Here is a 26,242-nt window from a genome sequence, read left to right on the forward strand (position 1 = left end):
AGATCAGGTTCGCGTTTCGGGCGCCCATGGTGCGATGTGGCGCGTGAGGGCGACGACCAGAGCGCGCACGAGTAGTGCCATGACGGCAAGGAGCGCGAGGGCGGCAAAGACGACATCGGTCTGCGCGCGTCCGTTCGCCATCAGCATCGCGTAGCCGAGCCCCGAGGAGGCACCGACCCATTCGCCGATCAGCGCGCCGACCGGCGCATAGACGGCCGCGACGCGCAGGCCCGAGGCCAGCGCAGGGAGCGCGCTCGGCACGCGCAGCAGGAACAGCTCCTGGTCATGGCGCGCCCTGTGCAGCCGGCCGAGATCGATCAGGCTTTCATCGGTGCGCGTGAGGCCGTCATGAAAGGCCGAGGCGACGGGAAAGAAGATGGCGATCGTCGCCATGACAATCTTCGAGCCGATGCCGAAGCCGAACCAGAGCACGAGCAGCGGCGCGATCGCGAAGACAGGAAACGCCTGCGTCACCACGAGCAGTGGCATCAGCACCCGCCCGAGCGGCGGCATCAGCATCATCGCGAGCGCGAGCAACACGCCGGCGATCGAGCCCGTGATGAGACCCATGATGGTCTCGGTCAGCGTCGTCACGGCATCGCGCGTCCAGAGTTCCGGCCGCGACACCAGCGCCTGCCAGACCTTCGCCGGCGGCGGCAGCATGAAAGGCGGCGGCGCGAAGATGACGATCACCGCCTGCCAGATCGCGACGAGCGCAACCGCGATGGCGAAACCGCGCAGCAACGGCGCAAATACGAGGGATGATGGCGATTGCTCAGCCAAGGACGACCAGCCCTTCCACAAACGGAATGAGCCACGCGTCGGCGATGAACGAGCCAAATGGACCAAGCTTCCCGTCCCTTCGCCGGCATGACCCGGATCAGGTTCGAAGGGTTCGGCCCTTGGCCATCTCAGCTCGCGTTCGCGAACACCCCTCGGAATGGCCGGAGCATGGCCGAAGCCTCCGCCAAGCGCAAGGGGCGGAGAAGGTGTTCCAACACCGCGAAAAGCAAATCGCCGCCGAGCGAAGCGTTCGGCGGCGACAGGATCGAGCGGTAGGAACGGGATTACGCGTCAGCAGGAAGCGGGGCGGCCCATGCAAGCCGCCCGCCCCGTCAATTGCCCCAGGCCGCTAGCGCCTTGTCGAACACGCGTTGGCCAGGCGTCCCCTTTTCGAGGGTGAGGATCGCGCGCTGGTCATTGTTGTAGACGAGCGGAATGTCGATCCAGTTGCGTTCCTTCATCAGCGCGATGTTCTGCGCCATCGGTGCGCTGTCATTGGCGAAGGCAATCCAGAAGAAGCCGTCCGCGACCTTGGCGGCGGCTCCGTCGAGCGGAACGCCGCGCGCCTCCTCGGTCGGCTTCATCACGAAGGCCGGCACCGCCTTGACCCCGCCGCCCGGGAAATCGGCCGGCGTGTCGATGATCACCTCGACGAGATGGCTCGCCGGCAGCGCGGTGTCGTTGTTCTTGCGGATATTGACCGTCACCTTCATCTGCCGGTCCGGCACGTCGACATTCGCGACGATCTGCGGGCCATTGGACGAATCGGCCTCGAACTTCCACGTCACGGTCGCCTGCAGCGCCGTCACATTGGCGCTGCCGCCGAGCGGCTGTTCGTAGAGGATCGCCTTCTGCGCGACCAGATCGTCGCCAGGCGTCGCAGCGTTGTCTGCCTCTGATGTCGGCGCAGTAGCCGCGGGCGCCTCGGCAGCCGCTTCCGGCGCGGGCGCCGGGGCAGCAGGCGTGGGTTCGCTCGCTTCATTGCTTCCAGGCTGCACCACGCCAGCCAGCGGATCCGGCTCGGAGCCTTCGGCCGGCGGCTCGGCGGTGACGGTGCGGACGGATTTCGGCGCTTCCTCGGGTGGTGCATCACCGAGACGGTCGGCATTCTTCGAATTCGCCGCGTCGGGAGCCGGTTCGGTCTGCGCCGCCGGCGTCGATCCCTTGTCGGACGAAATCAGGTCGCCGACGACATCGCCGACTTTCGCGCGCTGCGACCAGGCGAGCGCCGCGATGCCCCCGAGGATGAGAACGGCGATGACCAGGATGATGATAATCGCCGGACCACGCGAGGGCTTGGCGCGCTCGACAGAGGCGACAGGCTGCTCCTTGCGGGGACGGCGCTCGCGCCGTTCGCGGCGCGGCGGCTCTTCGTCTGCCGCAAGCAACGCCTCGGAATCGCTGTCCTCGGGCCATTCGGCACGCTCATCGGCCGTGATGGGCGCGACATCGACCGGCTCGGACGAGGTCTGCTCGGCCTCGTCGTCAAACCGCGGCTCCTGACGCGGCGCCCTCGGATTTCGGCGCGGCGCTTCCGCGACCGGCTCGTCCTCGGGCGTCCATTCCGGAGCAGCCGGCGGCGCGACGCGCGCCGCGCTGCGGCTTTGTACGGGCTCTCCAGACGGAACGATATTGCGAGCCGCCGTAGCACGCGCCTCCCCGGAACGCGGCTCCGGCGCCCGGAAATCGGGCGGCACTGGCGTCGCGCGCGGCCGTGGAGGCGCAGGCGGCGGTGCGGCCTCGGCTTCGCTCTCTTCCTCGGCGAGGCGCATCGCTTCGGCGGCCATCGCATCGGCCGCGGCGGCAGCGGCGCGCACGCGCGCGGGCGACGGCCCGGCCGCGGTCATCGCTGCCTCGCGCTCGACACGGCGGATCGCGTCCTCGAGCTCCAGGCGCTGCTTGGAGATCTCGGCCGTGGTGAGCGGCGGCGTAATCGCCTTCAACTGGCCGAGCAGGGCCGAGCGCGCCTTGTCATAGATCGACCGGCGAACGTCGGACGCTTCGTGTTCAAGCCCGCCGACGGCCCTCTTCAGTACGACGTAATAGTCGGTCATCGTTCCATTCTGCTAAGCGGTGCGTCCGGACCGGCGCCGACTTTCGTCAGGCTCAGTCCTGGAACGGATCCTGGACGAGAATCGTGTCGTCGCGCTCGGGGCTCGTCGACAGTAATGCAACGGGCGCGCCGATCAATTCCTCGACATGGCGCACATATTTGACGGCCTGAGCCGGCAGGTCGTTCCAACGCCGTGCCCCGGCGGTGGAATCCTGCCAGCCTTCGAGCGTCTCGTAGATCGGCTCGACTCGCGCCTGCGCCGCCTGGGCGGCCGGCAGGTAGTCGATCTCGCGACCATCCAGCCTATAACCCACGCAAATCTTGATTTCTTCAAGGCCGTCGAGAACATCGAGCTTGGTCAGCGCAATACCATGGATGCCCGAGGTGCGCACGGTCTGTCGCACCAGCACGGCATCGAACCAGCCGCAGCGGCGCTTGCGTCCCGTGACGGTGCCGAACTCATGGCCGCGCGTGCCGAGGAAATCGCCGACTTCCCCCGTCTGTTCAGTCGGGAACGGGCCCTCGCCGACGCGAGTCGTATAGGCCTTGGTGATGCCGAGGACATAGCCGACGGCGCCCGGACCGACGCCCGAGCCGGTCGCGGCCTGGCCTGCGACGGTGTTGGACGAGGTTACGAACGGATAGGTGCCGTGGTCGATATCGAGCAGAGCCCCCTGCGCGCCCTCGAAGAGAATGCGCTTGCCGGCCTTGCGATGCTCGTCCAGCAGCCGCCAGACTGAATCCATGAACGGCAGCACCTTGTCGGCGACCGAGGCGAGTTCTTCATAGAGCACGTTCGCATCGATCTCGGCCTGGCCGAGGCCGCGACGCAGCGCATTGTGATGCGACAGCAGGCGCTCAATCTTGTCGCGCAGCACGTCGAGATCGGCGAGATCCATGACGCGGATGGCGCGGCGGCCGACCTTGTCCTCATAGGCCGGGCCGATGCCGCGCTTCGTGGTGCCGATGCGCGTGCCGGAATTGCTGGTCTCGCGGAAGGTGTCGAGCTCGCGATGCAGCGACAGGATCAGCGCGGCGTTCTCGGCGATGCGCAGATTGTCCGGCGAAACGGCGACGCCCTGTGCCGCCAGACGCTCGATCTCTGCCACCAGCGCATGCGGATCGACCACGACGCCATTGCCGATGACGCCGAGCTTGCCCGGACGCACGACGCCCGAGGGCAGAAGGCTCAGCTTGTAGCTGACGCCATCGATCACCAGCGTATGGCCGGCATTGTGCCCGCCCTGGAAGCGCACGACGACATCCGCCCGCTCCGACAGCCAGTCGACGATCTTGCCCTTCCCTTCGTCGCCCCATTGCGAGCCGACGACGACCACATTCCCCATGAAACGGCCTCTTCGCCCCTTCGGGCGCCCTTCGGGATATCCTGACATGCCGCGCCCCGGCACCGGGCCGGGGCGAAGCGCGCGAACCTTATATCGATTCCGTTCCGGCCGCGCGACCCCTGCCGGCGACCGTCACGAAACTGCCTCTCAGAACGAGAGGCGCTTGGCCTGGACGACGCCTTCGAGCGCGCTGACGCGGCCGATGACGCTGTCCGAGATCGCCTCATCCACCTCGACCAGCGCGATCGCATCCTCGCCTGCCGCCTGGCGGCCGAGATTGAAGGTGGCGATGTTGATGCCTTCGGCTCCGAGCAGGCTGGCGAAGCGGCCGATGAAGCCGGGCTTGTCCTTGTTGGTGACATAGAGCATGTGGCGGCCGAGCTCGGCCTCCATGTTGATGCCCTTGATCTGGATGATGCGCGGCTTGGTGTCGGCAAACACGGTGCCGGCGACCGAACGCTCCTGCCGCTCCGTTGTGACGGTCAGGCGGATATAGTTCTCATAGGCGCCCTGCTGCTCGCGGCGAACCTCCTCAACGGCAATCCCGCGTTCCCGCGCGATCGCCGGCGCCGAGACCATGTTGACCGTCTGCAACTGCGGACGAAGCAAGGCAGCAAGCGCCGCATTGGTCAGCGCCTTGACGTTGAGGGCTGCGACATCACCCTCATATTCGAGCTTGATCGCCGTAATGCCGGTCTCGGTCAGCTGGCCCGCGAAGGAGCCGAGCTGGTCGGCGAGCTTGACGAACGGCGTCAGGCGCGGCGCTTCCTCGGCGGTGATCGACGGCATGTTGAGCGCGTTGGAAACGGCACCCTTCACGAGATAGTCGGCCATCTGCTCGGCGACCTGCAGCGCGACATTCTCCTGCGCCTCGGTGGTGGAAGCGCCGAGATGCGGCGTCGCGATGAAGTTCGGCAGGCCGAACAGCGCATTCTCGGTCGCCGGTTCCTCGACGAAGACGTCGAAGCCGGCACCGCCGACCTTACCGGACTTCAACCCCTCGGCGAGATCGGCCTCGTTGACCAGACCGCCGCGGGCGCAGTTGATGATGCGTACGCCATCCTTCATCTGCGCGATCGCCTTGGCGTCGATGATGCCGCGCGTCTTGTCGATCAGCGGCGTATGGAGCGTGATGAAGTCGGAACGGCGGAACAGTTCCTCGAGCTCGACCTTCTCGACGCCGAGCGCGACGGCGCGCTCATCGGAAAGGAACGGATCAAAGGCGATGACCCGCATCTTGAGCCCGACGGCGCGGTCGGCGACGATCGAGCCAATATTGCCGCAGCCGATGATGCCGAGCGTCTTGCCCGTCACCTCGACGCCCATGAAGCGGTTCTTCTCCCACTTGCCGGCCTGGGTCGAGGCGTTGGCCTCGGGGATCTGGCGCGCCAGCGCGAAGATCATCGCGATCGCATGCTCGGCCGTCGTGATCGAATTGCCGAAGGGCGTATTCATCACGATGATGCCCTTGGCCGTGGCGGCGGGGATGTCGACATTGTCGACGCCGATGCCGGCGCGGCCGATGACGCGGAGGTTCGTCGCGGCCGCGATCACCTTCTCGGTCACCTTGGTATTGGAGCGGATGGCAAGACCATCGTAGTTGCCGATGATCTCGAGCAGCTTCTCCTTGTCCTTGCCGAGGTCCGGCTGATAGTCGACCTCGACGCCGCGATCCTTGAAGATCTGGACGGCGGTCTTGGAAAGCTTGTCGGAAATGAGAACGCGCGGTGCCATGATGAGGATTTCCTTGCGCATTGCCTGAAGACCCCTCGCCTGTCATGCCCGGGCTCGACCCGGGCATCCAGTCTCCGCCTGCATCGCGGTCAGGCTGGATTGCCAGGTCAGGCCCGGCAATGACCGAAGGGGAACGAACTGCGAAACTCAGGCGGCCTTCTTGAGGCCGGCCTTCTGCGACTGAAACGCCCAGTCGAGCCACTCGGTCAGGATCGCGAGATCCGACGCCTCGATGGTCGAGCCGGCCCAGATCCGGAGACCTGCCGGCGCATCACGATAGGACCCGATGTCATAGGCGACGCCGGCCTTTTCGAGCGCCGAAGCAATGCCCTTGGCGAACGCCGCCTGACCGTCCGCATCGAGCGCCTTCACGGCCGGATCGGCGATCACGAGGCAGACCGAGGTGTTGGAGCGTGTCTTCGGCTCGGCCGCCAGGAATTCCGCCCAGTCGCTCTTCTCGACCCAGTCGGCGAGCACCTTGAGATTGGCGTCGCAGCGCGCGGCGAGACCTTTGAAGCCGCCGATCGACTGCGCCCAGGTCAGCGCGTCGAGATAATCCTCGACCGCCAGCATAGACGGGGTGTTGATGGTTTCGCCGACGAAGATGCCTTCAATCAGCTTGCCGCCCTTGGTCATGCGGAAGATCTTCGGCAGCGGCCATGAAGGCTTGTAGCTCTCGAGCCGTTCGACGGCGCGCGGCGACAGAATGAGCATGCCATGCGCTGCCTCGCCGCCGAGTACCTTCTGCCAGGAGAAGGTCACGACATCGAGCTTCGGCCAGTCGAGATCCTGCGCAAAGGCGGCGGAGGTCGCGTCGCAGATCGTGAGACCGGCGCGGTCGCCATCGATCCAGTTGCCGTCCGGAACGCGCACACCAGAGGTGGTGCCGTTCCAGGTGAAGACGACATCGCGGTCGAAATCGACCTTGTTGAGATCCGGCAGCTTGCCATAGTCAGCGGCGAGCGTCCGGACATCGGACAGCTTCAGCTGCTTGACGATATCGGTGACCCAGCCTTCGCCGAAGCTCTCCCAGGCGAGCACGTCGACGCCGCGGGCGCCGAGCAGCGACCAGAGCGCCATCTCGACGGCGCCGGTATCGGACGCCGGCACGATGCCGATGCGGTAATCCGCCGGCACGCCGAGAACCTCGCGGGTGAGGTCGATCGCCTTCTGGAGCTTGGCTTTGCCGATCTTGGCCCGATGCGAGCGACCGAGCGCCGCATCCTTGAGCGCTTCAAGCGACCAGCCGGGTCGCTTGGCGCAGGGGCCGGAAGAATAGTTGGGATTGACCGGCCGGGAGCCGGGCGTCGCGAGATCTGCCATTTAATCTACCCTCTCAGATAGCAGCGCCTCGTTGGGGAGGCGTGTCCCGCCGTGGCTGTTACGCGGGCCGGAGAGGGAAGTCAACGAGCCGCCACGCCGCACCAGCGTCGCATGCATCACAATGACGAAAGGCGCGCCCTTGCGGACGCGCCTTTCCTTGATCGATCGCCGATGCGCTCAGTAGAAGTTATAGCGCAGACCGAGGCGAACCTCGTTGGCCGAGATGTTGTCGTAGTTGATCGTGCCGCCGCCGCCGGCCGGAATATAGCCGGAAACCGCATCGCCGAGATTGAGATAGCGATAATTCAGGTCGACCGACACGTTCGGCGAGAAGGCATAGGAAACGCCGGCCATGAGGGCATAGGCGAAGTTCCAGTTGCCAGCGCCGTCCCAGGTTCCGCTGACGCCGTTCGGATTGAGGTAGCCGATATCCGTCGTCTGCAGGTAGGACGTGCCGATGCCCGCGCCGACATACGGCGTGAAGCCGGACCAGGTGCCGATATCGACGTAGCCGTTGGCGAGGAACGTCCAGGCGTCGATGTTGCCGGTCTCGATCGTGTGACCGACGCCGCCGCAGCCGCCGCAATAGCCTTCGGCATAGGTGCCGGCCTGGAACTCGTAATCGATGGTGGCGTCGACACGGAAGTGGTCGTTGAAGCGATAGCCGGCACCGAGACCGATGATGCCGGTATTATCGAGCGTGCTGTTGTTCCAGTTGTCGACATAAGTATTGGTGACGAAACTGGTGCTCGGATTATTGTACCACTTGTATCCGATATCACCGCGCAGATACCAGCCGCCCGTCGCGATGACCGGCGGGGCCGGCTCGACATAAGGCTCGGGCATGTCGGCGGCCAGCGCGGCCCCCGATGCGGTAAGGCCCGCCCCAAGCATGGCGGCGAGCGTGATTGTCTTCACGAAATGCATGGAAGTCTCCCCGGCATCGACTGGATCGAGGCCAAGCCCGATCGATACAAAATCACCGAGGATGAATCTGCCGGAGAAGCTTTAAGAACAGATTAACTACGTCGCTTAACCACGGCGGTTTACGTTACTCGCACGTTAACATCGGCCAGAACGGCGAATCGCCAATCCGGCCAATCGCTTGCCGCAATCAGCCGGTGGCCGCAGCGCAAAACGCGCCGGGGGCCATCTCAATAATCATGAAGAAAACGATGCGGATCTGAAGATCAGTTCATGCCGACGAACTGATCATCGAAAGCATATCCTGAGCCACGTACGGTTCGGATCGGATCTTTGACCCGCCCGCGATTGACCGCCTTGCGCAGACGACCAATATGAACATCGACGGTGCGCTCATCGACATAGACGTCGCGTCCCCAGACGCCGTCGAGAAGTTGCTCGCGCGAGAAAACGCGGCCGGGGCTTTTCATCAGGAACTCGAGCAGGCGGAACTCGGTCGGCCCGAGCCGCAATTCGCGCCCCGAGCGGCGGACGCGGTGCGTCTCGCGATCGAGTTCGATATCGCCGGCCCGAAGCAGCGAGGCGATGACCTCGGGCCGCGAACGGCGCAGGATGGCGCGAACCCGGGCCATCAGCTCGGGCACGGAGAACGGCTTGACGACATAGTCGTCCGCGCCCGTCGCGAGGCCGCGGATGCGCTCCTGCTCCTCGCCGCGCGCGGTGAGCATGATGATCGGAAGCGTGCGCGTCGTGTCTCGGGCCCGTAGCCGCCGACAAAGCTCGATGCCGGAAATGCCGGGCAGCATCCAGTCGAGCAGCAGCAGATCCGGCGCCGTCTCCTTCAGCCGGGTCTCGGCATCGTCGCCGCGCGGCACGACCTCGACCGTATAGCCCTCGGCCTCGAGGTTGTAGCGGAGGAGGAGGCCAAGGGCCTCCTCGTCCTCGACGATCATCACGCGTGGCGTCATCTCGGTCTTGGTGTCCTTCTTCGAGGCGCGCTCAGCGGGTCTCGTAGGAGACGCTGGTCACGCTCGATTCGTCCTGCTTCGGACGGTCCTGCGTCAGCGCCTCGCCGGTAACGACATAGTGCACGGTTTCGGCGATGTTGGTCGCATGATCGCCGATGCGCTCGATATTCTTGGCGCAGAACAGAAGATGCGTGCACAGGGTGATGTTGCGCGGATCTTCCATCATGTAGGTCAGCAATTCGCGGAACAGCGACGTGTACATGCTGTCGATATCGGCATCGCGGCGCCAGACTTCGAAGGCTTGGTTGACGTCGCGGGCAGCATAAGCATCGAGCACGTCCTTGAGCTGGGCGAGCGACAGCTCGGCCATGTGCTCGACGCCGGTGATGAAGCGCTTCGACTGGAACTGGCCATCGAGCGCCAGGACGCGCTTGGCGATGTTCTTGGCGAGATCGCCGATGCGCTCAAGATCGTTCGAGATGCGCATCGCGCCGATCACTTCGCGCAGGTCCAGCGCCATCGGCTGGCGGCGGGCGATGATCATGATCGCCAGCTCCTCGCACTCGCGCTGAACCTGGTCGAGGCGCCTGTCATCGGCGATGACCGAATTGGCGATCGTCGTGTCGAGGCGGGTCAACGCGCGGACCGACAGGTCGACGAGCCGCTCCGCCATGCCACCCATCTCCGCGATGCGGCGCTGGACATCCCTCAATTCGTCGTCGTAGCGGGTAACGATATGTTCCGACATGTCGTCCTCCTGGCGCGGTCCGGCCTCAGCCGAAGCGTCCGGTGATATAATCCTGGGTGCGCTTGTCGCTCGGGGCCGTGAAGATCTTCGAGGTTTCGTCGAACTCGATCAGTTCGCCGAGATACATGAAGGCGGTGTAGTCGGAGACGCGGGCAGCCTGCTGCATGTTGTGCGTCACGATGGCGATCGTGTAGTCGGCCGTCAGTTCGTCGATGAGTTCCTCGATCTTCGAGGTCGAGATCGGATCGAGCGCCGAGCAGGGCTCGTCGAACAACACCACCTCGGGGCGCACCGCGATCGAACGGGCGATGCACAGGCGCTGCTGCTGACCGCCGGAGAGGCTGAGACCGCTCGAATGCAGCTTGTCCTTGACCTCGTTCCACAGCGCGCCGCGCGTCAACGCCGCCTCGACCCGCTCGTCCATCTCGGTGCGCGACAGGTTTTCATAGAGACGGATGCCGAAGGCGATGTTGTCGTAGATCGACATCGGGAACGGGGTCGGCTTCTGGAACACCATGCCGATCCGGGCGCGCAGCAGGTTAAGATCCTGGTTCGGCGCCAGGATGTTGCCGCCGTCGAACAGAACCTCGCCCTCGGCATGCTGCTTCGGATAGAGGTCGTACATGCGGTTGAGGACGCGCAGCAAGGTCGACTTGCCGCAACCCGACGGTCCGATGAAGGCGGTGACCTTCTTCTCGTAGAGCGGCAGGTTGATCGACTTCAATGCGAGGTTGTCGCCGTAGAAGAATTTGAGATTCTTGATCGAGATCTTCTCGGGCAGCGCGTTCTGGAGCGTGGACACGGTCATTTCGACGTCCTCGGGCTAAGGAAGGTGCGCGCCACGATGTTGAGCGCAAGCACGGTGAAGGTGATGAGCAGCGCACCGGACCAGGCGAGCTTCTGCCAGTCGGGATAGGGGCTGAGCGCGAACTGGAAGATCGTCACCGGCAAGCTCGACATCGGCGCGTTGAGGTCGGTGCTCCAGAACTGGTTGTTCAGGGCGGTAAACAGCAGCGGCGCCGTCTCGCCGCTGACGCGGGCAATGGCGAGCAGGACGCCCGTGACGATGCCCGACATCGCGGCGCGATAGGCCACTTTCTGGATCATGACGGACCGCGGCAGGCCGAGCGCCGCCGTGGCTTCGCGCATCGTGTTGGGAACGAGGCTCAGCATGTCCTCGGTGGTCCGCACCACGACCGGGATGACCAGGATGGCCAGCGCGATCGAGCCGGCGATCGCCGAGAAATGACCCATCGGCGCCACGACCACCTCATAGACGAAGAGGCCGATGACGATCGAAGGCGCGGCGAGCAGGATGTCGTTGATGAAGCGGACCACGGTGGTCAGCTTGTTGTGCCGGCCATACTCGGCCATGTAGGTGCCGGCCATGATGCCGATCGGCGTGCCGACCACGACGCCGATGATGGTCATGACCAGGCTGCCCATGATCGCATTGAGCAGGCCGCCGGCGGCGCCGGGCGGCGGCGTCGTTTCGGTGAACACTTCGAGCGAGAGGCCGGCGAAGCCCTGGTAGAGCAATGCCGCGAGGATCAGCACCAGCCAGGCGAGGCCAAAGATGGTTGCGGCGAAGGAGAGCGTGAGCAGCACCACATTGCCGCGGCGGCGGCGGGCGTAGAGCGCCTGCGCTGCGGGTGAGGAGACGGCGGAGTTGCCGAGCGTTGCCATGATCGTTTCGCCTCAGTTGCCGGCTTTGACGTTCATGCGCATCAGGAGAAGCCGCGCAGCCGCCAGGACGAAGAAGGTGATGACGAAGAGGATGAGGCCGAGGGCGATCAGCGAAGACGTGTAGAGATCGCCGACCGCCTCGGTGAATTCATTGGCGATCGAAGCCGAGATGGTCGTGCCGGGCGCCATGATCGAAGCGGAGATCTTGTGCGCGTTGCCGATGACGAAGGTCACCGCCATGGTCTCGCCGAGCGCGCGGCCGAGGCCGAGCATGATGCCGCCGATGACGCCGACCCTCGAATAGGGCAGCACAACCTTGGTCACCACCTCCGCCGTCGTGCAGCCGAGGCCGTAGGTCGCCTCCTTCAACACCGGGGGGACGGTGTCGAACACATCGCGGGTGATCGAGGTGATGAAGGGCAGCACCATGATCGCGAGAATGATGCCGGCCGTCAGGATGCCGATGCCGTAGGGCGGACCCGCGAAGAAGTCCGACAGGACCGGGACCGGCCCGAACAGAGCGATCAGCGCCGGCTGGATCGTCGTCTGGAAGAAGGGGGCGAAAACGAACAGGCCCCAGATGCCGTAAATGATGGACGGGATGCCGGCGAGCAGTTCGATGGCGACGCCGATCGGACGCTTCAGCCAGGGCGGGCAGAGCTCGGTCAGGAAGATCGCGATGCCGATGCCGACCGGCACGGCAATGAGGAGCGCGATGATCGAGGTGACGACCGTACCGTAGATCGGCGCCAGCGCACCGAACTTCTCGGTGACCGGGTTCCAGCGCTGTGTCGTCAGAAATTCGAGCCCGAAGGTGGAGAAGGCCGGGATGGACCCGTAGATTAGCGAGATGATTACCCCGCCAAGCAGGAGCAGCACGGTCAGCGCCGCCGCCAGTGTCAGGCCCCTGAAGGTCGAGTCGCCGACGCGCAGCCGCGCCAGGCGTCGGAGCTTTGCATTGTCGATGCCTGCGGTTTGCAAGCCAGTCATTACGGCGTCCGCCATCTCGATCCCCCGACCCTTATCGAAGGGTCCACGATGTCAACGGTCGGAGGAGGGGCAATGCCCCTCCCCCGGTTCGGCGAAACTTACTTCGCTTCGACGTAGAGCGGCTTGCCGTCTGCGCCCTTGATGTCCTTGGCCCAGGTCGCCTTGATGTTCTCGACGACGGCGTCCGGCATCGGGATGTAGTGCAGTTCGGCGGCGGCCGCGTCACCCTTGGCATAAGCCCAGGAGAAGAACTTCAGCGCTTCGGCGGCGTCTGCATCATCCTTGGGCTGCTTGGGGATCAGGATGAAAGTGGCAGCCGTGATCGGCCAGGACTTGGCGCCCGGCTCGTTGGTCAGGATGATGTAGTAGCCGGGGGTGTTCGCCCAGTCGGCGCTCTCGGCGGCGGCCATGAAGTTCGGCACTTCCGGCGAGACGGTCTGGCCGTCCTTGTTGATCAGCTTGGTGAACGTCATGTTGTTCTGGGCGGCGTAGGCATACTCGACATAGCCGATCGAGCCGACCGTCTGCGTCACGCCGGCGGAAACGCCTTCATTGCCCTTGGCGCCGAGGCCCGTCGGCCATTCCACGGCAGTGGCCGCGCCGACATCGTCACCCCAGGACTTACTGACCTGCGACAGATAGGTCGTGAAGATGAAGGACGTACCCGACCCGTCCGACCGATGCACGACGGCAATGGCGGTCGACGGCAGGTTGACGTCGGGATTGAGCTTCTTGATCGCCGCGTCGTCCCACGACGTGATCTTGCCCTGGTAGATGTCGGCAAGGGTCTGACCGTCGAGCGTGATCTCGCCCGGCTTGATGCCCGGCAGGTTGACGACCGGCACGACGCCGCCCATCACCGTCGGGAACTGGACGAGGCCGTCCTTCTCGAGCTGCTCCGGCTTCAGCGGGGCGTCCGAGGCGCCGAAGGTGACCGTACGGGCCTGGATCTGCTTGATGCCGCCGCCCGAACCGATCGACTGGTAGTTGAGACCGTTGCCAGTCTCCTTCTTATAGGTATCCGCCCACTTGGCGTAGATCGGATAGGGGAAGGTCGCGCCAGCCCCCGAGATATCGGCGGCCTCAGCGGAGCCGAAACCGATGACGGCGGCGACCATGCCTGCCGCAAGTACGATGTTCGTGAGTTTCACGGACCATCTCCCTGATGGATTCAATTTTGTCAGACCAACCTTTTGCCGCAGTGCAACAGGCTGGAACGGGTCGGACCCTAGTGACCTCAGGTAATGGTTCTATGACGAAAGCAATACGCTTTTGTGACAGATCAAGTCGTTGGGATATCTAGACTTTATCCGTGTCGATCCGCTTCGGACCGATCGTCCCGCCAGCGAATTCGACACTGAAGGCAGCGCCGGCCCCAGGCTGGCTTTCGATCACCAATCGAGCCCGATGGCGGTTGAGGATGTGTTTGACGATGGCAAGGCCGAGCCCTGTGCCGCGCGTGCTGCCGCCCGGTTCGTCAGCCCGGTAGAAGCGCTCCGTCAGGCGCGGCAGGTGCTCGGCGGCGATGCCGGGCCCGAAGTCACGCACGGTGGCGCGGGGCCCCTCGCCCGCCGCGCCGGCCTCGAGTTCCACCGCGACGCGGCCGCCCGACCGGCCATATTTGCAGGCATTCTCGACAAGGTTCTGGAACACCTGGACCAGTTCGTCGCGGTCGCCGGCGATCACGACCGGAGCGTCAGGCAGTCGCGATTCGATCGTCACATGCTGCTCGCGCGCCAGCGGTTCCATCGCATCGACGACCCCCTTCAGCAGCCCCGTCAGATCGACCGGCGCTTCCGGCTTCATGTGTGCCTTCATCTCGACGCGCGAGAGCGACAGGAGATCGTCGATGAGGCGACTCATCCGCGTCGCCTGCTCATGCATGATGCCGAGGAATCGTTCGCGGGCGACGGCGTCGTCCCGTGCCGGCCCCTGCAAGGTCTCGATGAACCCGGCCAGGGAAGCGAGCGGCGTGCGCAGCTCATGGCTGGCATTGGCGACGAAGTCGACGCGGATGCGCTCGGCGCGGCGCTGTTCGGTCTTGTCGGAAAACAGCAGCATGACGAAGCCGCTGCGGCCATTGTCCTCGCGCGTCTCGATCGGCGAGAACCAGGCGTCGTACCAGCGCTCGGTCGGCACGCGCTCGACAAATTCGAGCCGCTCGGCCACGCCGCCGGCGGCAACGCGTTCATAGGCACGCAGAAGATCCGGCGCGCGCAGCCGGAACGTCAGCGGATCGCCGGGCCGGATCGGGAATGCAGCTTCGGCGAGGTGATTCTGGTAGCGGACAAAGCCGCGCCGATCGAGAATGACGCAGGGCTCCGGCAGGGCGTCAGCCATCTGCTTCAACCCGGTGTCGGGCCAGACGGAAGGCGGCGCGCGCTGGGCAAGGCGGCGCGGCACGAGGCGCTCGCCGCGCGGCAGCGCCGCGATCATCAGCGTGACGGCGAAAAACAGCAGAGCTGCCGTGTGCAGCGCAAGCGCCGCGGCTGCGACCAGGATCGCCAGCAAACCGACGAAGCCGAGCAGCACATAGCGCGCAGCGCCGAGACGGCCGACCACGCCGCCATCTCCGCCCTGCGCCGATCCGCGCTCCTCACGGTCTGCCGCTTCACCCGCCATGCCTGCGCCCGCCTCCGCGCTTTCCCACTGTCAATTCTGACGAAACATCAGGATCGCATGACATGCGGGACAAACGGATGACGTCTGTGACAGAATCGAAGCCAACATAAAAGTCTGGCGGAGGGCGCTCTCATGGCGAAGGACAGCGAAAAGCGCGAGCGGAAGGGCTCCCGCAACGGCAATGGCAACGGCGATGGCAAGAAAAAATCCGCCAGCCCCGCCGTCTCGGGGCCGCAGCCCAGTTCGGACACGCTGCCGCCGCAGCTCAAACCTGAGACCGACGCTCCCGCTGTCGAAACCAAACATGGTCGCTTCGATCTCGACGATCCGGTCCTTCCGGACTGGATCGAAAAGGCGGCATTCAGTTCTGGCGGCTATCCCTATGACAAGTCGCTGAAGAGCGAGGCCTATGAGGCGGAGCTCATTCCGCTGCAGATCGAGCTGGTCAAGCTGCAAGCGCATGTGCAGACCAAGGGCCTCCGCATGGCGCTCGTCTTCGAAGGACGCGATGCCGCCGGCAAGGGCGGGGCGATCTTCGCGTTCCGCCAATATCTCAATCCCCGCCATGCCCGCGACGTCGCGTTGCCGAAGCCGAGCGAGACGGAGGCCGGCCAGTGGTACTTCCAGCGCTATGTCGCGGAATTGCCGACCGCTGGCGAAATCGTCACTTTCGACCGCTCCTGGTACAATCGCGCCGGGGTCGAGCCTGTCATGGGTTTCTGCACGCCCGCCGAGCACAAGGCTTTCTTGGATCAGGTGCCGCGCTTCGAGAGCCTTCTCGTCGATTCCGGCCTTATTCTCTTCAAGTTCTGGCTCGATATCGGTCGCGAGACGCAGATGAAGCGTTTCCACGAGCGGCGGCACAATCCGCTCAAGATCTGGAAGCTCTCGCCGATCGACTATGCGGCGCTCGACAAGTGGGACGACTACACCAAGGCGCGCGATGCGATGCTCGACGCCTGCCACGCCGAGAGGGCGCCATGGACCATCGTGCTCGCCAATGACAAGCGCCGCGCCCGCCTCAACATCATTCGCCAGGTGCTCTCCAGCGTCGATTATCCCGGCCGCGACATGTCGGTGGTGGGAACGCCCGATCCGCGCGTGCTCGGTTTCGGGCCGAAATTCCTCAGCCGCCGTGGCTGATGTCGAAACCGGGAATGCAACGCCGGCTCGCCATCGCCGCGATCTTCCCCTAATCCTTCGCTCCAGCGAATCATGAGCCATCTCGAAACAGCCCTGCGACGCGCCATAGCTGATCTCGATCCATCGGATCGGGACGCGCGGCGCATGGCGCTCGGCAATGTCCGCGCCTCGATGCTTCGGTTGCTCGCGGTCTATGATCCGCCGCTGAGCGCCGATGCCATCGAGCGCAAGATCGATGAAGTCGACGCCTATATCCGCACGATCGAAGCGGAATTTGCGGCGCCCGTCCCAGAGCCGGCCGAGCCGTCGCCCGCGCCAATCCCGGCGAGCTCCGACTTCGACGAGGAATACGAAGCAGGCGACGAGGACTATGTCGACGAGGATCCTGACGAGGGGCCCTTCGACGAGGACGAACTGGAAGACGAGCCGCTGGACGAGCCCGAGGAAGCTGTCCTCGACCTGGACGAGACGCCGCTCGCGCCGTCTGAGCCAAGCTGGCTATCGGCGAGGAGGCTGGCCCTCATAGCCGTCGGGCTGGTCGCGCTGCTGGCGATCCTGATCGCAGGGCTCTATCTGGCTCAGCGGATGGCACAAGGCAGTGCGACGCCGGCCGCGGTCGAGGAGCCGGCCACAGGCGACACGCCAGCAACTGCTGGCCCGTCGGCCGGCGGCACCGACGCTCTCGAAAGCACCGACGTTCCTCAGGACGCCGCCCCCTCGCCTGCCGAACCCGCGCCTTTGCCGGAGACGGCGGCCACACCGCCGGCCGATGCGGCAGCACCAGCAGCCGGAGAACCCTCCGTACCCGCCGCCACGGCGCCAAGCACAACGCCGCAAGCCGTTGCACCTCCGCCTGGCCCGCAGGCATCCGAGAGCCTGATGCTGTTCGACGGCCATGATCCATCGGGATTCCGGTCGACGCCGGACAATCCCGTCAGGTTTGAAGGCAGCGCATCAGACGGCTTCGTCGAGATCTCGTCGTCCACAGGCGCCAATGGCGCCCGATTGATCGTCGGCCCGGGCGTCTATCAGCGCATCGCTGGCCGCAATATCCGGATCGTCGTAGTGGCGCGGGGCGCGCGAGACAATCCGGCCGCGACGTTGCGCCTTGCCTATCAGAACGGGCATCAGCTCAGCGGCTGGACCGATCTGGACCTCGGCAACGACTTTAAGTCCCTGCAGATGAGTTGGACGGTTCCGAAGGATCGCAGCGGCCCGGACGGCGATGCGATCCTGATCGAGCCCGGCATTCCCGGCGACCAGACGGCGGCGGACATCCGTTCCGTCACGATCGACGTATTGCCCTGAGGCGATGACTGTCGCAGACGGGCCCCACCCGGGCCGCGACAGGCTTGTCAGCGAGGAATGAAGCCGTTGCTCGCGAGATAATCAATGACGCGGTCGGCGAGGTCCTCGGCCGAGGCGCTGCCGGCTTCGAGCCGCAGTTCCGCGCTTTCGGGCGCCTCATAGGGGCTGTCGATGCCGGTGAAGTTCACGATCTTGCCTTCACGGGCCTTGCGATAGAGGCCCTTCGGATCGCGCGCCTCGGCGACCGAAAGCGGCGTATCGACGAAAATCTCGACGAATTCGCCGGGCTCGACCAGATCGCGGGCGAGCTGCCGCTCGGAGCGGAACGGCGAAATGAACGAGGCCAGCACGATGAGGCCCGCATCGACGAAGAGCTTCGCCGTCTCGGCGACGCGGCGGATATTCTCGACCCGGTCGGCATCCGTGAAGCCGAGATCGCGGTTGAGGCCGTGGCGGACATTGTCGCCATCGAGCAGATAGGTGTGGCGGCCGGCGAGATGCAGCTTCTGCTCGACGAGATTGGCGATCGTCGACTTGCCGGCGCCAGAGAGCCCGGTGAACCACAGGATCGCCGGCTTCTGGGCCTTGGCGCCCGAGCGCGCCGCCTTGTCGATCGTCAAGGCCTGACGATGGATGTTGGTGGCCCGGCGCAGGCCAAAGCGGATCATGCCCGCCGCGACCGTCTGATTGGTGAAACGATCGACCAGGATGAAGGCGCCCGTCGTCCGCACATCGTCATAGGGATCGAAGGCGATCGGCTCGGCCAGCGAGAAATTTGCGAAGCCGATATCATTGAGCGACAGCGTCTTCGCCGCGAGCGGCTTCAACGTGTCCATCTCGACCCGGTGCTTCAGCTCGGTGACAGCGGCGCCGACAGTCCGCGTGCCGATCTTCATGAGGTAAGGCCGACCGGGCAGCATCGGCTCCTCGGCCATCCAGATGAGATGGGCGGCGAACTGATCGGAGACATCCGGGCGCGCGCCTGATGGCACCAGGATATCGCCGCGGGACAAGTCGATCTCGCGGTCGAGCGTCAGCGTGACGGCATCCTCGGCCGATGCTTCGGCAAGGTCGCCGTCATGCGTCACGATGCGCTCGACGCGGGCGGCCTGGCCGCTCCGCGCCACGACGACCTCGTCGCCAGGGCGAACCGTTCCCGCCGCAAGGGTGCCGGCATAGCCGCGGAAGGTCAGGTCCGGACGGTTGACCCATTGCACGGGGAAGCGGAGCGGTCGCGTCGCGGCGGCGCCCGACGAAAGCTCGACATTTTCCAGATGCTCGATCAGCGTCGGCCCGCGATACCAGGGCATGTGCTCGCTGTGGCGACTGACATTGTCTCCATAACGGGCCGAGATCGGGATAGCGACGCGGGTCGCGAAGCCATAATGGCCGGCATCCGCATCGAAAGCCGCGACGATCGAATCGAAGACCGAACGATCATAATTTACGAGGTCGATCTTGTTGATCGCAAGCACGACGTGCCGGATGCCGAGCAGCGAGGCGATCGTCGCGTGGCGTCGCGTCTGGCTGAGGATGCCCTTGCGCGCATCGATCAGAAGGACGGCGAGGTCCGCTGTCGAGGCGCCGGTCGCCATATTGCGGGTATATTGCTCATGGCCCGGCGTGTCCGCGACGATGAATTTCCGCTTCTCCGTCGCGAAGAAGCGATAGGCGACGTCGATCGTGATGCCCTGCTCGCGCTCGGCCTCGAGGCCGTCGACGAGCAGCGCGAGATCCATGTCGTCACCGACGGTGCCGAACTTGCGCGAATCCTTTTCGAGCGTCGCGATCTGATCTTCGAACAGCCGCTTCGAATCGAACAGCAGCCGGCCGATCAGGGTCGACTTGCCGTCGTCGACGCTGCCGCAAGTCAGGAAACGCAGAAGGCTCTTGTCGGCATCACCAAGCGCCAGGCTGCGCACGGACGCTTCTTGGCTGGGGCTGAGGATTGCGGGCTCGGCCATCAGAAATATCCCTCGCGCTTCTTCTTTTCCATCGAGCCGGATTCATCATGGTCGATGAGCCGACCCTGACGTTCCGACGTCGTCGCCAGCAGCATTTCCTCGACGATGTCCTCGATCGTCGTAGCGTCGGACTCGACAGCAGCCGTGAGCGGATAGCAGCCGAGCGTGCGGAAGCGGACACGGCGCTTCACCGGCGTCTCGCCGGGCTTGAGCCGCATGCGCTCATCATCGGCCATGATCAACTGACCGCCGCGCTCGACGACCGGACGCGCCTCGGAAAGGTAGAGCGGCACGATCGGTATCTGCTCGGCGAGGATGTATTCCCAGATGTCGAGCTCAGTCCAATTCGAGAGCGGGAAGACGCGGATCGTCTCGCCCGTGCCGATGCGCGTATTGTAGAGCGACCAGAGTTCCGGCCGCTGGTTCTTCGGGTCCCAGCCATGGCTGGTGGTGCGGAAAGAGAACACGCGCTCCTTGGCGCGGCTCTTCTCCTCGTCGCGTCGCGCCCCGCCGAAAGCCGCGTCATAGCCGCCGGCATCGAGCGCCTGCTTCAGCGCCTCGGTCTTCATCACCTGCGTATAGTTCGACGAGCCATGATCGAACGGGTTGATGCCCGACGCCTTGCCTTCAAGATTGGTGTGCACGGTGAGGTTCAGCCCGAGCCGGCGCACGGTCTCGTCCCGAAACGCGATCATCTCGCGGAATTTCCAGGTCGTATCGATGTGCAGCAAGGAAAAGGGCGGCTTGGCAGGATAAAACGCCTTCATCGCCAGATGCAGCATGACCGACGAATCCTTGCCGATCGAATAGAGCATCACGGGGTTCGCGAAATTCGCCACCACCTCGCGCATGATGAAGATGGCCTCGGCTTCGAGGCGGCGAAGATGCGGCTTTAGTTGAGATGTCATTCGGCGGGCTCCGGCACAGCTCGGAACCTAGTCTTCGCGGACACCCTGCCTCAAGCACGGGCGTCGCGTTTATCCGGCCGAATACCAAGCGACATCGCGCGCCCGGCCTCAAACGCGAAAAGCCATTTCCGCTAACTCGATCTTGTTAATCGGGATTGGCCGATTGGCTGCCATAGGCGACGAACCACGGGTTGGCAAAAGCCATGACCCCGGGCCGGCCGTTCGGCCCATAATGCAGCGGCTCGCCATCCGTTTCGGTGACGATGCCGCCCGCGGCGCGCAGCACGGCGTCGCCTGCCGCCGTATCCCACTGCATGGTCGGGCCCATGCGCGGATAGAGATCGGCCTCGCCCGCCGCCATCAGACAGAACTTGAGCGAGGACCCGGCCGAAACGATCGAAGCGCCGGGATGGGTAGCGATGAACGCATCCGTCTCGGACGTGCGATGCGAGCGGCTGGCGATGATGCGTGGCGGCACCACGCACGGACACGCCACGCCGATAGCCTGACGCGCGACGACGCGGCCGTGCTCGATGGCGAGCTTCTCAGCACCCGCGCCGAGCCGGCCAACATAAAGCGCGCTTCGTGCCGGCGCATAGACGATGCCAAGCACGGGCATGCCATCACGGATCAGCCCGATATTCACCGTGAAGTCGCCATTGCGGCTGACGAACTCGCGCGTGCCATCGACGGGATCGACGAGAAAGAACGTCGCGCTGACCGCAGGCACCTCGCCGCTCGAACAGGCTTCCTCTGCCACCACCGGAATGCCGGGCGCAAGCCGCGCGAGATCGGCAAGAATGATCGCCTCGGCAAGCTTGTCGGCTTCCGTGACCGGCGAGGCGTCGCTCTTTTTCTCAACGGCGAAATCCTGCTCGTAGACACCCATCACCGCAGCACCGGCTGCAATCGCTGTCGCGATCAGGGCTTCGGCAAGGGCGGCATCGGAAGGCGGCGGGGCGGTCATCGTCATAGCGGGCCTGTTGGCATTGGCAGTGCGGCGGAGACGCATATCACTGCACATCGCATCCGGCGACTAAGCATTTGCCGAAGGAGGCAACAGCAGGTAGCGCTCGACATAGCTACACGCAAGAATGACAGCGTCGGATTCGCGTGGGAAAAGCATGACGATCATCGTCGACGAAAAAGGTGTAGAGCAGCCGGACCGCCGCAAGATGGGCCATGCGACAGGGGCAACCTGGGTCGAGCGGCACGAGGCGCTTGCGCTCGCATGTGGCGCCTTCTTGCTTAACCTCATCATTCGCCTGCCGACGATCGGCCGCCAGTCCTTCTGGATCGACGAAGTCTTCACCGCGCAGTCCGTCGCGAGGACCTGGTCCGGGCTTGTCGGCGAGCGCCTGGCAGCCGGTCATTTCCCGACCTATTTCCTGCTCATGAAAGGTCTCGGCCTCGGCGGCGCATCCGAGGCCATGCTGCGCCTGCCGTCGGCGCTTTTCGAGAGCGCTGCGGCCGCACTTTTCGCCCTGATGGCGTTCCGGCTCGGCGGGCGCATGGCGGCCATCGTCACCGCCTTCCTCTTCGCCTTCCTTCCTGTCCTGGTCTATTACGGCCAGGAAGCACGCCCCTACGCCATGATGCTGTTCTTCCTGGCGATCATGATGCTGGGCCAGCGGAACCTGCTGGACGGCGTGCCCCGAGAACGGGAGGCGCCCCGCGCCGGCGGGCTTATGGCAAGCCTTGGGGCGATCGCAGCGGCGCTGACCATCCCGGCGGCGATCGTCTCGATCGCGGCGTCTCATATCGGTTTGGTAATGGCCGGAGCCATCCGGTCAGGCGCCGACAACCGTTTGCGCGTACTCCGCCATATGCTGGCGACCTGGCTCGTGATCGGCGCCGCCTCGCTGGTCCTCATCCCCAGCGTGATCGCCGAAGCGACCCGCCCGCATGGGCTCATGAAATGGCAAGTGAACGACAGCGCGGCCAACCGGCTGACCAGCATCTGGCGCGAACTGTTCGGGCTGGCGGTGGCGAGGGACGCCAACATATTCCTCCCGCCGGGATGGGAGCGCTACCCATCGCTCGCCCTCGTCCTGCTCGCTATCGCCGGCGCCTGGTTCGGCCGCAAGCAACCGGTGATCCGCTACCTTTCCGGCATGGTGCTCCTCACGCTGATCGCCTTCGTGGCCATCGGCAGTTTCACCGCAACGGTCGCGCGCTATCTGCTCGGCGTGGTGCCACCCTTCCTGATCCTCGCCGCCTATGCCGCGAGCCGGCCGCTGCAGCATCGCTCGTGGCTGCGTCCGGTCTGGGCCGCGCTTCTCGTCGTCGTCGCCGCGATGATGGCGCTCCAGACGCTCGACGCGCTCCATTCCCATTCGCGCTACAACTGGAACGGGCTCAGCGAATTCCTGCGCGCAAGCGGCATCGATGATGCCGCGGTTCTGACCGTCGAGCCCCTGTCACGCGAGCTATTCCTCTATTATCAGCCCGACGCCGTGCCCCCCGCCTTCGCGGCGGTGCCGTGGGACAAACTCTGGCAGAGCGTGCCGGCGACGGGGACAGCCTATGTGCTGGCCTTCGATATCGGCGACGGCGTGCCCGACGGGATCGCCGCCGGGCGCACCGTCTGCCGCTGGCGCATCGACGAGGCCACCTTCTTCGTGTTCACGCCCGATCCGGCCAGCCTCCCCGCGCCGCTCACCAGTTGTGCGGGGCGACTCACCGGCGGTTGATCAGGCTGCGATATCGCCGGCCGGATCGGCAAAGCTCTCGCCGAGGGCCTCGGCCACCGCGCGATGCGTGATGCGTCCGCGATGGACGTTGAGCCCATTGCGCAGATGCGGATCGCGGGCGAGCGCGGCGAGACCCTCGCCGGCGAGCGCCAGCCCGAAAGGCAGCGTCGCGTGATTGAGCGCATGGCTCGAGGTTAGCGGCACGGCGCCTGGCATGTTGGCGACACAATAATGGATGACGCCGTCGACGACATAAGTCGGCTCGGCATGTGTCGTGGCATGCGAGGTCTCGAAGCAGCCGCCCTGGTCGATGGCAACGTCGACCAGTACCGCGCCGCGCTTCATCTTCGGCAGCATGGCCCGCGTGACCAGCTTCGGCGCCGCAGCACCGGGGATCAGCACCGCACCGATGACCGCATCGGCCGAGACGGCTTCGTCCTCCAGCGCATCGATCGTGGAATAGCGGGTGCGCACCCGGCCGGCGAAGGTCTCGTCGAGTTCGCGAAGGCGCGGCACCGAGCGGTCGAGAACGGTGACTTCGGCCCCAAGGCCGGCCGCCATTCGCGCCGCATGCATGCCGACGACGCCACCACCGATGACGACAACCTTGGCCGGCGCAACGCCCGGAACGCCGCCGAGCAGGATGCCACGGCCGCCATTTGGCTTCTGCAGCGCCGTTGCTGCGGCCTGGATCGATAGCCGGCCGGCAACTTCGCTCATCGGCGCCAGCAGCGGCAGGCCGCCATGCGCGTCGGTGACCGTCTCATAGGCGATTGCGGTGACGCCCGAGGCCATCAGGCCGCGGGCCTGATCCGGGTCGGGCGCGAGATGCAGATAGGTGAAGAGAATCTGGCCCGGCTGGAGCTGTGCCCATTCCGCCGGCTGCGGCTCCTTCACCTTGACGATCATGCCGGCCTTGGCGAACACCTCGCCGGCCGTCGCGGCGATCGTGGCGCCGGCAGCGACATAGGCGGCGTCCGGTGCGTCGATCCCAAGCCCGGCGCCCGTCTCGACGATGACCTGATGGCCCCGCGCCACATATTCGCGCACCGCGGCCGGCGTCAGGCCGACGCGGAATTCGTTGTTCTTGATCTCTTTCGGAACGCCGACGAGCATGATGATATCCCCTGGCTCTTATTGGCTGTGCCTGAAGGATATCGCCGCGCCTGGGAGGTTTTCGTGCTATTTCATGTCGCCAAGCGCACCTTGTCGCACTAACTTTGCGCTGACGGCGGCGGAGGCGCCCGATTCATGCAGCTCGACGATTTCGACCGCCGCATCGTCGGCGCTTTGGCCCGCGAGGGCCGGCTTTCGGCCGTTGAACTTGCCGAGCGGATCGGCCTGTCCGCTTCCGCTGTAACGCGGCGGCTGCAGCGTCTGGAGGCCGGCGCCGTCATCACAGGCTATCGTGCGGTGGTGGACCCCAACGCGCTCGGCCTCGGCATCACGGCCTTCGTCGAGATCTCGCTCGACCGGCAGAATGACGAAGCGCTGAAGACCTTCGAGGCCGCAGCGCGCAAATGCCCCAACATCCTGTCGCTCTATCTGATGTCGGGCTCGAGCGACTATCTGCTGCGCATCGTCGCGCGCGATCTGCCGGATTTCGAGCGGCTGCATGCCAATGTGCTCGGCCACCTGCCGGGTGTTGCGCGCATCTATTCGAAATTCGCGCTCCGCGAAGCGATCGAGCGGCCTCTGGTGCCGATCGGCTGACGGGATCGCTTCGCCGCATCGACGGCGAAACAGGCGCATGCCATGCTCGCGCTCTTTCATGACGGAGCTGAAGCGTGGCGCGCCACCATGATGTCATCATCGTCGGCGGCGCCGTTCATGGCGCCTCCGCCGCCTATCACATCGCCGCCCATCCCGGCTTCACCGGCAGCGTGTTGCTCGTCGAGAAGGACCCGACCTTCCAGCAGGCGGCAAGCGCGCTTTCCGCCGCCTCGATCCGCCAGCAATTCTCCTCGCCGGTGAATATCGACATGTCGCTCTACGGCATCGAATTCTTGCGCGCGATCGGCGACACGCTCGCCGTCGGAGACGACCGGCCTTTCATCAGCCTCAACGAGGGCGGCTATCTGTTCCTCGCCACGACGGCTGGCGTTCCGACGCTGACCGAAAACCATATCCTCCAGTCGAGCCGCGGCGCGGATGTCGTGCTGTTCAATCCGACTGAACTCGCCGAGCGCTTCCCCTATCTCGCCCTCGACGACATCGCGGCCGGCGCCTTCGGCGCGACCGGAGAAGGCTGGTTCGATGGCTATGGGCTGATGCAGGCCTTTCGCGGCAAGGCGCGGTCGCTCGGCGTCGAGACGGCCGGCGCCACCGTGACCGAAATCCTCACCGAAAGCAGCCGCGCAACAGGCGTGCGCTTTGCGGACGGCGAGACGGCCTTCGCGGGCACGGTGATCATCGCGGCCGGCACCGGCACCAGCGCCCTGCTGCAGCCGCTCGGGATCCCGCTGCCCGTCGAGGCGCGCAAGCGCTGCATCTTCACCTTCGCCTGCCGCGACAAGCTGCCCGGCTTCCCGATGCTGATCGACCCGTCTGGCGTCTATTGCCGGCCGGAGGGCGAGCTCTTCCTCTGCGGCTCGGCGCCGGAGGCCGACAATGATCCGCTCGCCGAGGATTTCGACGTTGATCATGCACTGTTCGAAGAGATGATCTGGCCGATCCTCGCGGCCCGCGTTCCGGCCTTCGAAGCGATCCGCCAGGGACGCGCCTGGGCCGGCCATTACGACATGAATCTTTTCGACCACAACGCAATCGTCGGCCGCCTGCCGCCCTATGGCAATCTCCTCATCGCCAACGGCTTTTCAGGCCACGGCCTGCAGCAAGCACCAGCCGTCGGCCGCGGCCTCGCCGAGCTCGCAGTGGACGGCGCCTACCTGACGATCGACCTTACCCCGCTCGGCTACGAGCGCATTCTCGAAAACCGGCCGCTGATTGAGAAGAACATCGTCTGAAGCCGATCCCCTACGCTCTCCCGCAAAGCCGGGGAGAGTTGGGGACGAGGGCGCGTCCTTTGCTCACGACCCTACCCCAAACG

The 26,242-nt window shown here is 65.2% G+C and carries 22 protein-coding genes and 1 riboswitch; of the genes, 5 read left to right on the top strand and 17 right to left on the bottom strand.

Annotated features, from left to right (window positions below):
- Positions 1-3: 3 nt before the first annotated feature.
- The 13 genes from LB518_RS10170 to LB518_RS10230 all read right to left on the bottom strand — a co-directional run bounded on the left by LB518_RS10170 (position 4) and on the right by LB518_RS10230 (position 15,177).
- Positions 4-744, bottom strand: a complete 741-nt coding sequence (locus LB518_RS10170) for an ABC transporter permease (RefSeq protein ID WP_224577146.1) — start codon at positions 742-744, stop codon at positions 4-6.
- Positions 745-840: 96 nt separating this feature from the next.
- Positions 841-946: riboswitch (TPP riboswitch) on the bottom strand.
- Positions 947-1,115: 169 nt separating this feature from the next.
- Positions 1,116-2,837: a hypothetical protein gene (locus tag LB518_RS10175; RefSeq protein ID WP_224576765.1), complete on the bottom strand. Its 1,722-nt coding sequence runs from the start codon at positions 2,835-2,837 to the stop codon at positions 1,116-1,118.
- A gap of 52 nt (positions 2,838-2,889) precedes the next feature.
- A complete protein-coding gene (locus LB518_RS10180) occupies positions 2,890-4,182 on the bottom strand; it encodes an adenylosuccinate synthase (RefSeq protein ID WP_224576767.1) in 1,293 nt (430 codons plus the stop codon).
- 147 nt (positions 4,183-4,329) lie between these two features.
- On the bottom strand, positions 4,330-5,916 hold the full coding sequence (gene serA / locus LB518_RS10185) for a phosphoglycerate dehydrogenase (RefSeq protein ID WP_224576769.1): 1,587 nt from the start codon (positions 5,914-5,916) through the stop codon (positions 4,330-4,332).
- Positions 5,917-6,063: 147 nt separating this feature from the next.
- Entirely contained in the window at positions 6,064-7,239 is a 1,176-nt protein-coding gene (locus tag LB518_RS10190) for a phosphoserine transaminase (protein WP_224576771.1), read from the bottom strand.
- A gap of 177 nt (positions 7,240-7,416) precedes the next feature.
- Positions 7,417-8,166, bottom strand: a complete 750-nt coding sequence (locus tag LB518_RS10195; RefSeq protein WP_224576781.1) for an outer membrane protein — start codon at positions 8,164-8,166, stop codon at positions 7,417-7,419.
- 263 nt (positions 8,167-8,429) lie between these two features.
- A complete protein-coding gene (gene phoB / locus LB518_RS10200; protein ID WP_224576792.1) occupies positions 8,430-9,131 on the bottom strand; it encodes a phosphate regulon transcriptional regulator PhoB in 702 nt (233 codons plus the stop codon).
- 31 nt (positions 9,132-9,162) lie between these two features.
- A complete protein-coding gene (phoU, locus tag LB518_RS10205) occupies positions 9,163-9,879 on the bottom strand; it encodes a phosphate signaling complex protein PhoU (RefSeq protein ID WP_224576794.1) in 717 nt (238 codons plus the stop codon).
- Positions 9,880-9,904: 25 nt separating this feature from the next.
- A complete protein-coding gene (gene pstB / locus LB518_RS10210) occupies positions 9,905-10,687 on the bottom strand; it encodes a phosphate ABC transporter ATP-binding protein PstB (RefSeq protein WP_224576796.1) in 783 nt (260 codons plus the stop codon).
- Positions 10,684-11,565: a phosphate ABC transporter permease PstA gene (pstA, locus tag LB518_RS10215; protein ID WP_224576798.1), complete on the bottom strand. Its 882-nt coding sequence runs from the start codon at positions 11,563-11,565 to the stop codon at positions 10,684-10,686. Before pstA ends, pstB begins: the two co-directional genes overlap by 4 nt.
- A 12-nt stretch (positions 11,566-11,577) precedes the next feature.
- The gene (gene pstC, locus LB518_RS10220; RefSeq protein ID WP_224576800.1) at positions 11,578-12,555 is read right to left on the bottom strand and encodes a phosphate ABC transporter permease subunit PstC; all 978 of its coding nucleotides are present in this window, start codon (positions 12,553-12,555) and stop codon (positions 11,578-11,580) included.
- A gap of 98 nt (positions 12,556-12,653) precedes the next feature.
- Positions 12,654-13,706, bottom strand: coding sequence for a phosphate ABC transporter substrate-binding protein PstS (pstS, locus tag LB518_RS10225; protein ID WP_502845815.1), 1,053 nt, complete (start codon positions 13,704-13,706; stop codon positions 12,654-12,656).
- Between the two features lie 148 nt (positions 13,707-13,854).
- Positions 13,855-15,177 (bottom strand): ATP-binding protein, encoded by a 1,323-nt coding sequence (locus LB518_RS10230; protein ID WP_224576802.1) that lies wholly within the window; start codon positions 15,175-15,177, stop codon positions 13,855-13,857.
- Between the two features lie 252 nt (positions 15,178-15,429).
- Here LB518_RS10230 and ppk2 point away from each other — a divergent pair, with 252 nt between their 5' ends.
- On the top strand, positions 15,430-16,320 hold the full coding sequence (gene ppk2 / locus LB518_RS10235; RefSeq protein WP_502845818.1) for a polyphosphate kinase 2: 891 nt from the start codon (positions 15,430-15,432) through the stop codon (positions 16,318-16,320).
- Between the two features lie 72 nt (positions 16,321-16,392).
- Entirely contained in the window at positions 16,393-17,628 is a 1,236-nt protein-coding gene (locus LB518_RS10240) for a hypothetical protein (protein WP_224576806.1), read from the top strand.
- A 47-nt stretch (positions 17,629-17,675) separates the two neighbouring features.
- On the opposite strand, the gene cysN is transcribed toward LB518_RS10240, so the two are convergent.
- The 3 genes from cysN to cysQ form a co-directional block, all read right to left on the bottom strand.
- Positions 17,676-19,592 (bottom strand): sulfate adenylyltransferase subunit CysN, encoded by a 1,917-nt coding sequence (cysN, locus tag LB518_RS10245; RefSeq protein WP_224576808.1) that lies wholly within the window; start codon positions 19,590-19,592, stop codon positions 17,676-17,678.
- A complete protein-coding gene (gene cysD / locus LB518_RS10250) occupies positions 19,592-20,500 on the bottom strand; it encodes a sulfate adenylyltransferase subunit CysD (RefSeq protein ID WP_224576810.1) in 909 nt (302 codons plus the stop codon). The genes cysN and cysD overlap by 1 nt, the downstream gene beginning before the upstream one ends.
- 145 nt (positions 20,501-20,645) lie before the next feature.
- Positions 20,646-21,473: a 3'(2'),5'-bisphosphate nucleotidase CysQ gene (gene cysQ, locus LB518_RS10255; RefSeq protein WP_224576812.1), complete on the bottom strand. Its 828-nt coding sequence runs from the start codon at positions 21,471-21,473 to the stop codon at positions 20,646-20,648.
- 151 nt (positions 21,474-21,624) lie between these two features.
- Between cysQ and LB518_RS10260 the strand changes: the two genes are divergently transcribed.
- Positions 21,625-23,193 (top strand): glycosyltransferase family protein, encoded by a 1,569-nt coding sequence (locus LB518_RS10260; protein WP_224576814.1) that lies wholly within the window; start codon positions 21,625-21,627, stop codon positions 23,191-23,193.
- On the opposite strand, the gene ald is transcribed toward LB518_RS10260, so the two are convergent.
- Positions 23,194-24,309: an alanine dehydrogenase gene (ald, locus tag LB518_RS10265; RefSeq protein WP_224576816.1), complete on the bottom strand. Its 1,116-nt coding sequence runs from the start codon at positions 24,307-24,309 to the stop codon at positions 23,194-23,196.
- A gap of 135 nt (positions 24,310-24,444) precedes the next feature.
- Between ald and LB518_RS10270 the strand changes: the two genes are divergently transcribed.
- Entirely contained in the window at positions 24,445-24,906 is a 462-nt protein-coding gene (locus LB518_RS10270) for an Lrp/AsnC family transcriptional regulator (RefSeq protein ID WP_224576818.1), read from the top strand.
- Positions 24,907-24,980: 74 nt separating this feature from the next.
- A complete protein-coding gene (locus LB518_RS10275) occupies positions 24,981-26,159 on the top strand; it encodes an NAD(P)/FAD-dependent oxidoreductase (RefSeq protein ID WP_224576819.1) in 1,179 nt (392 codons plus the stop codon).
- Positions 26,160-26,242: the final 83 nt, after the last annotated feature.

Origin of the sequence: Mesorhizobium sp. BR1-1-16 (assembly GCF_020165495.1) — a bacterium.
GTDB lineage: Bacteria > Pseudomonadota > Alphaproteobacteria > Rhizobiales > Kaistiaceae > Kaistia.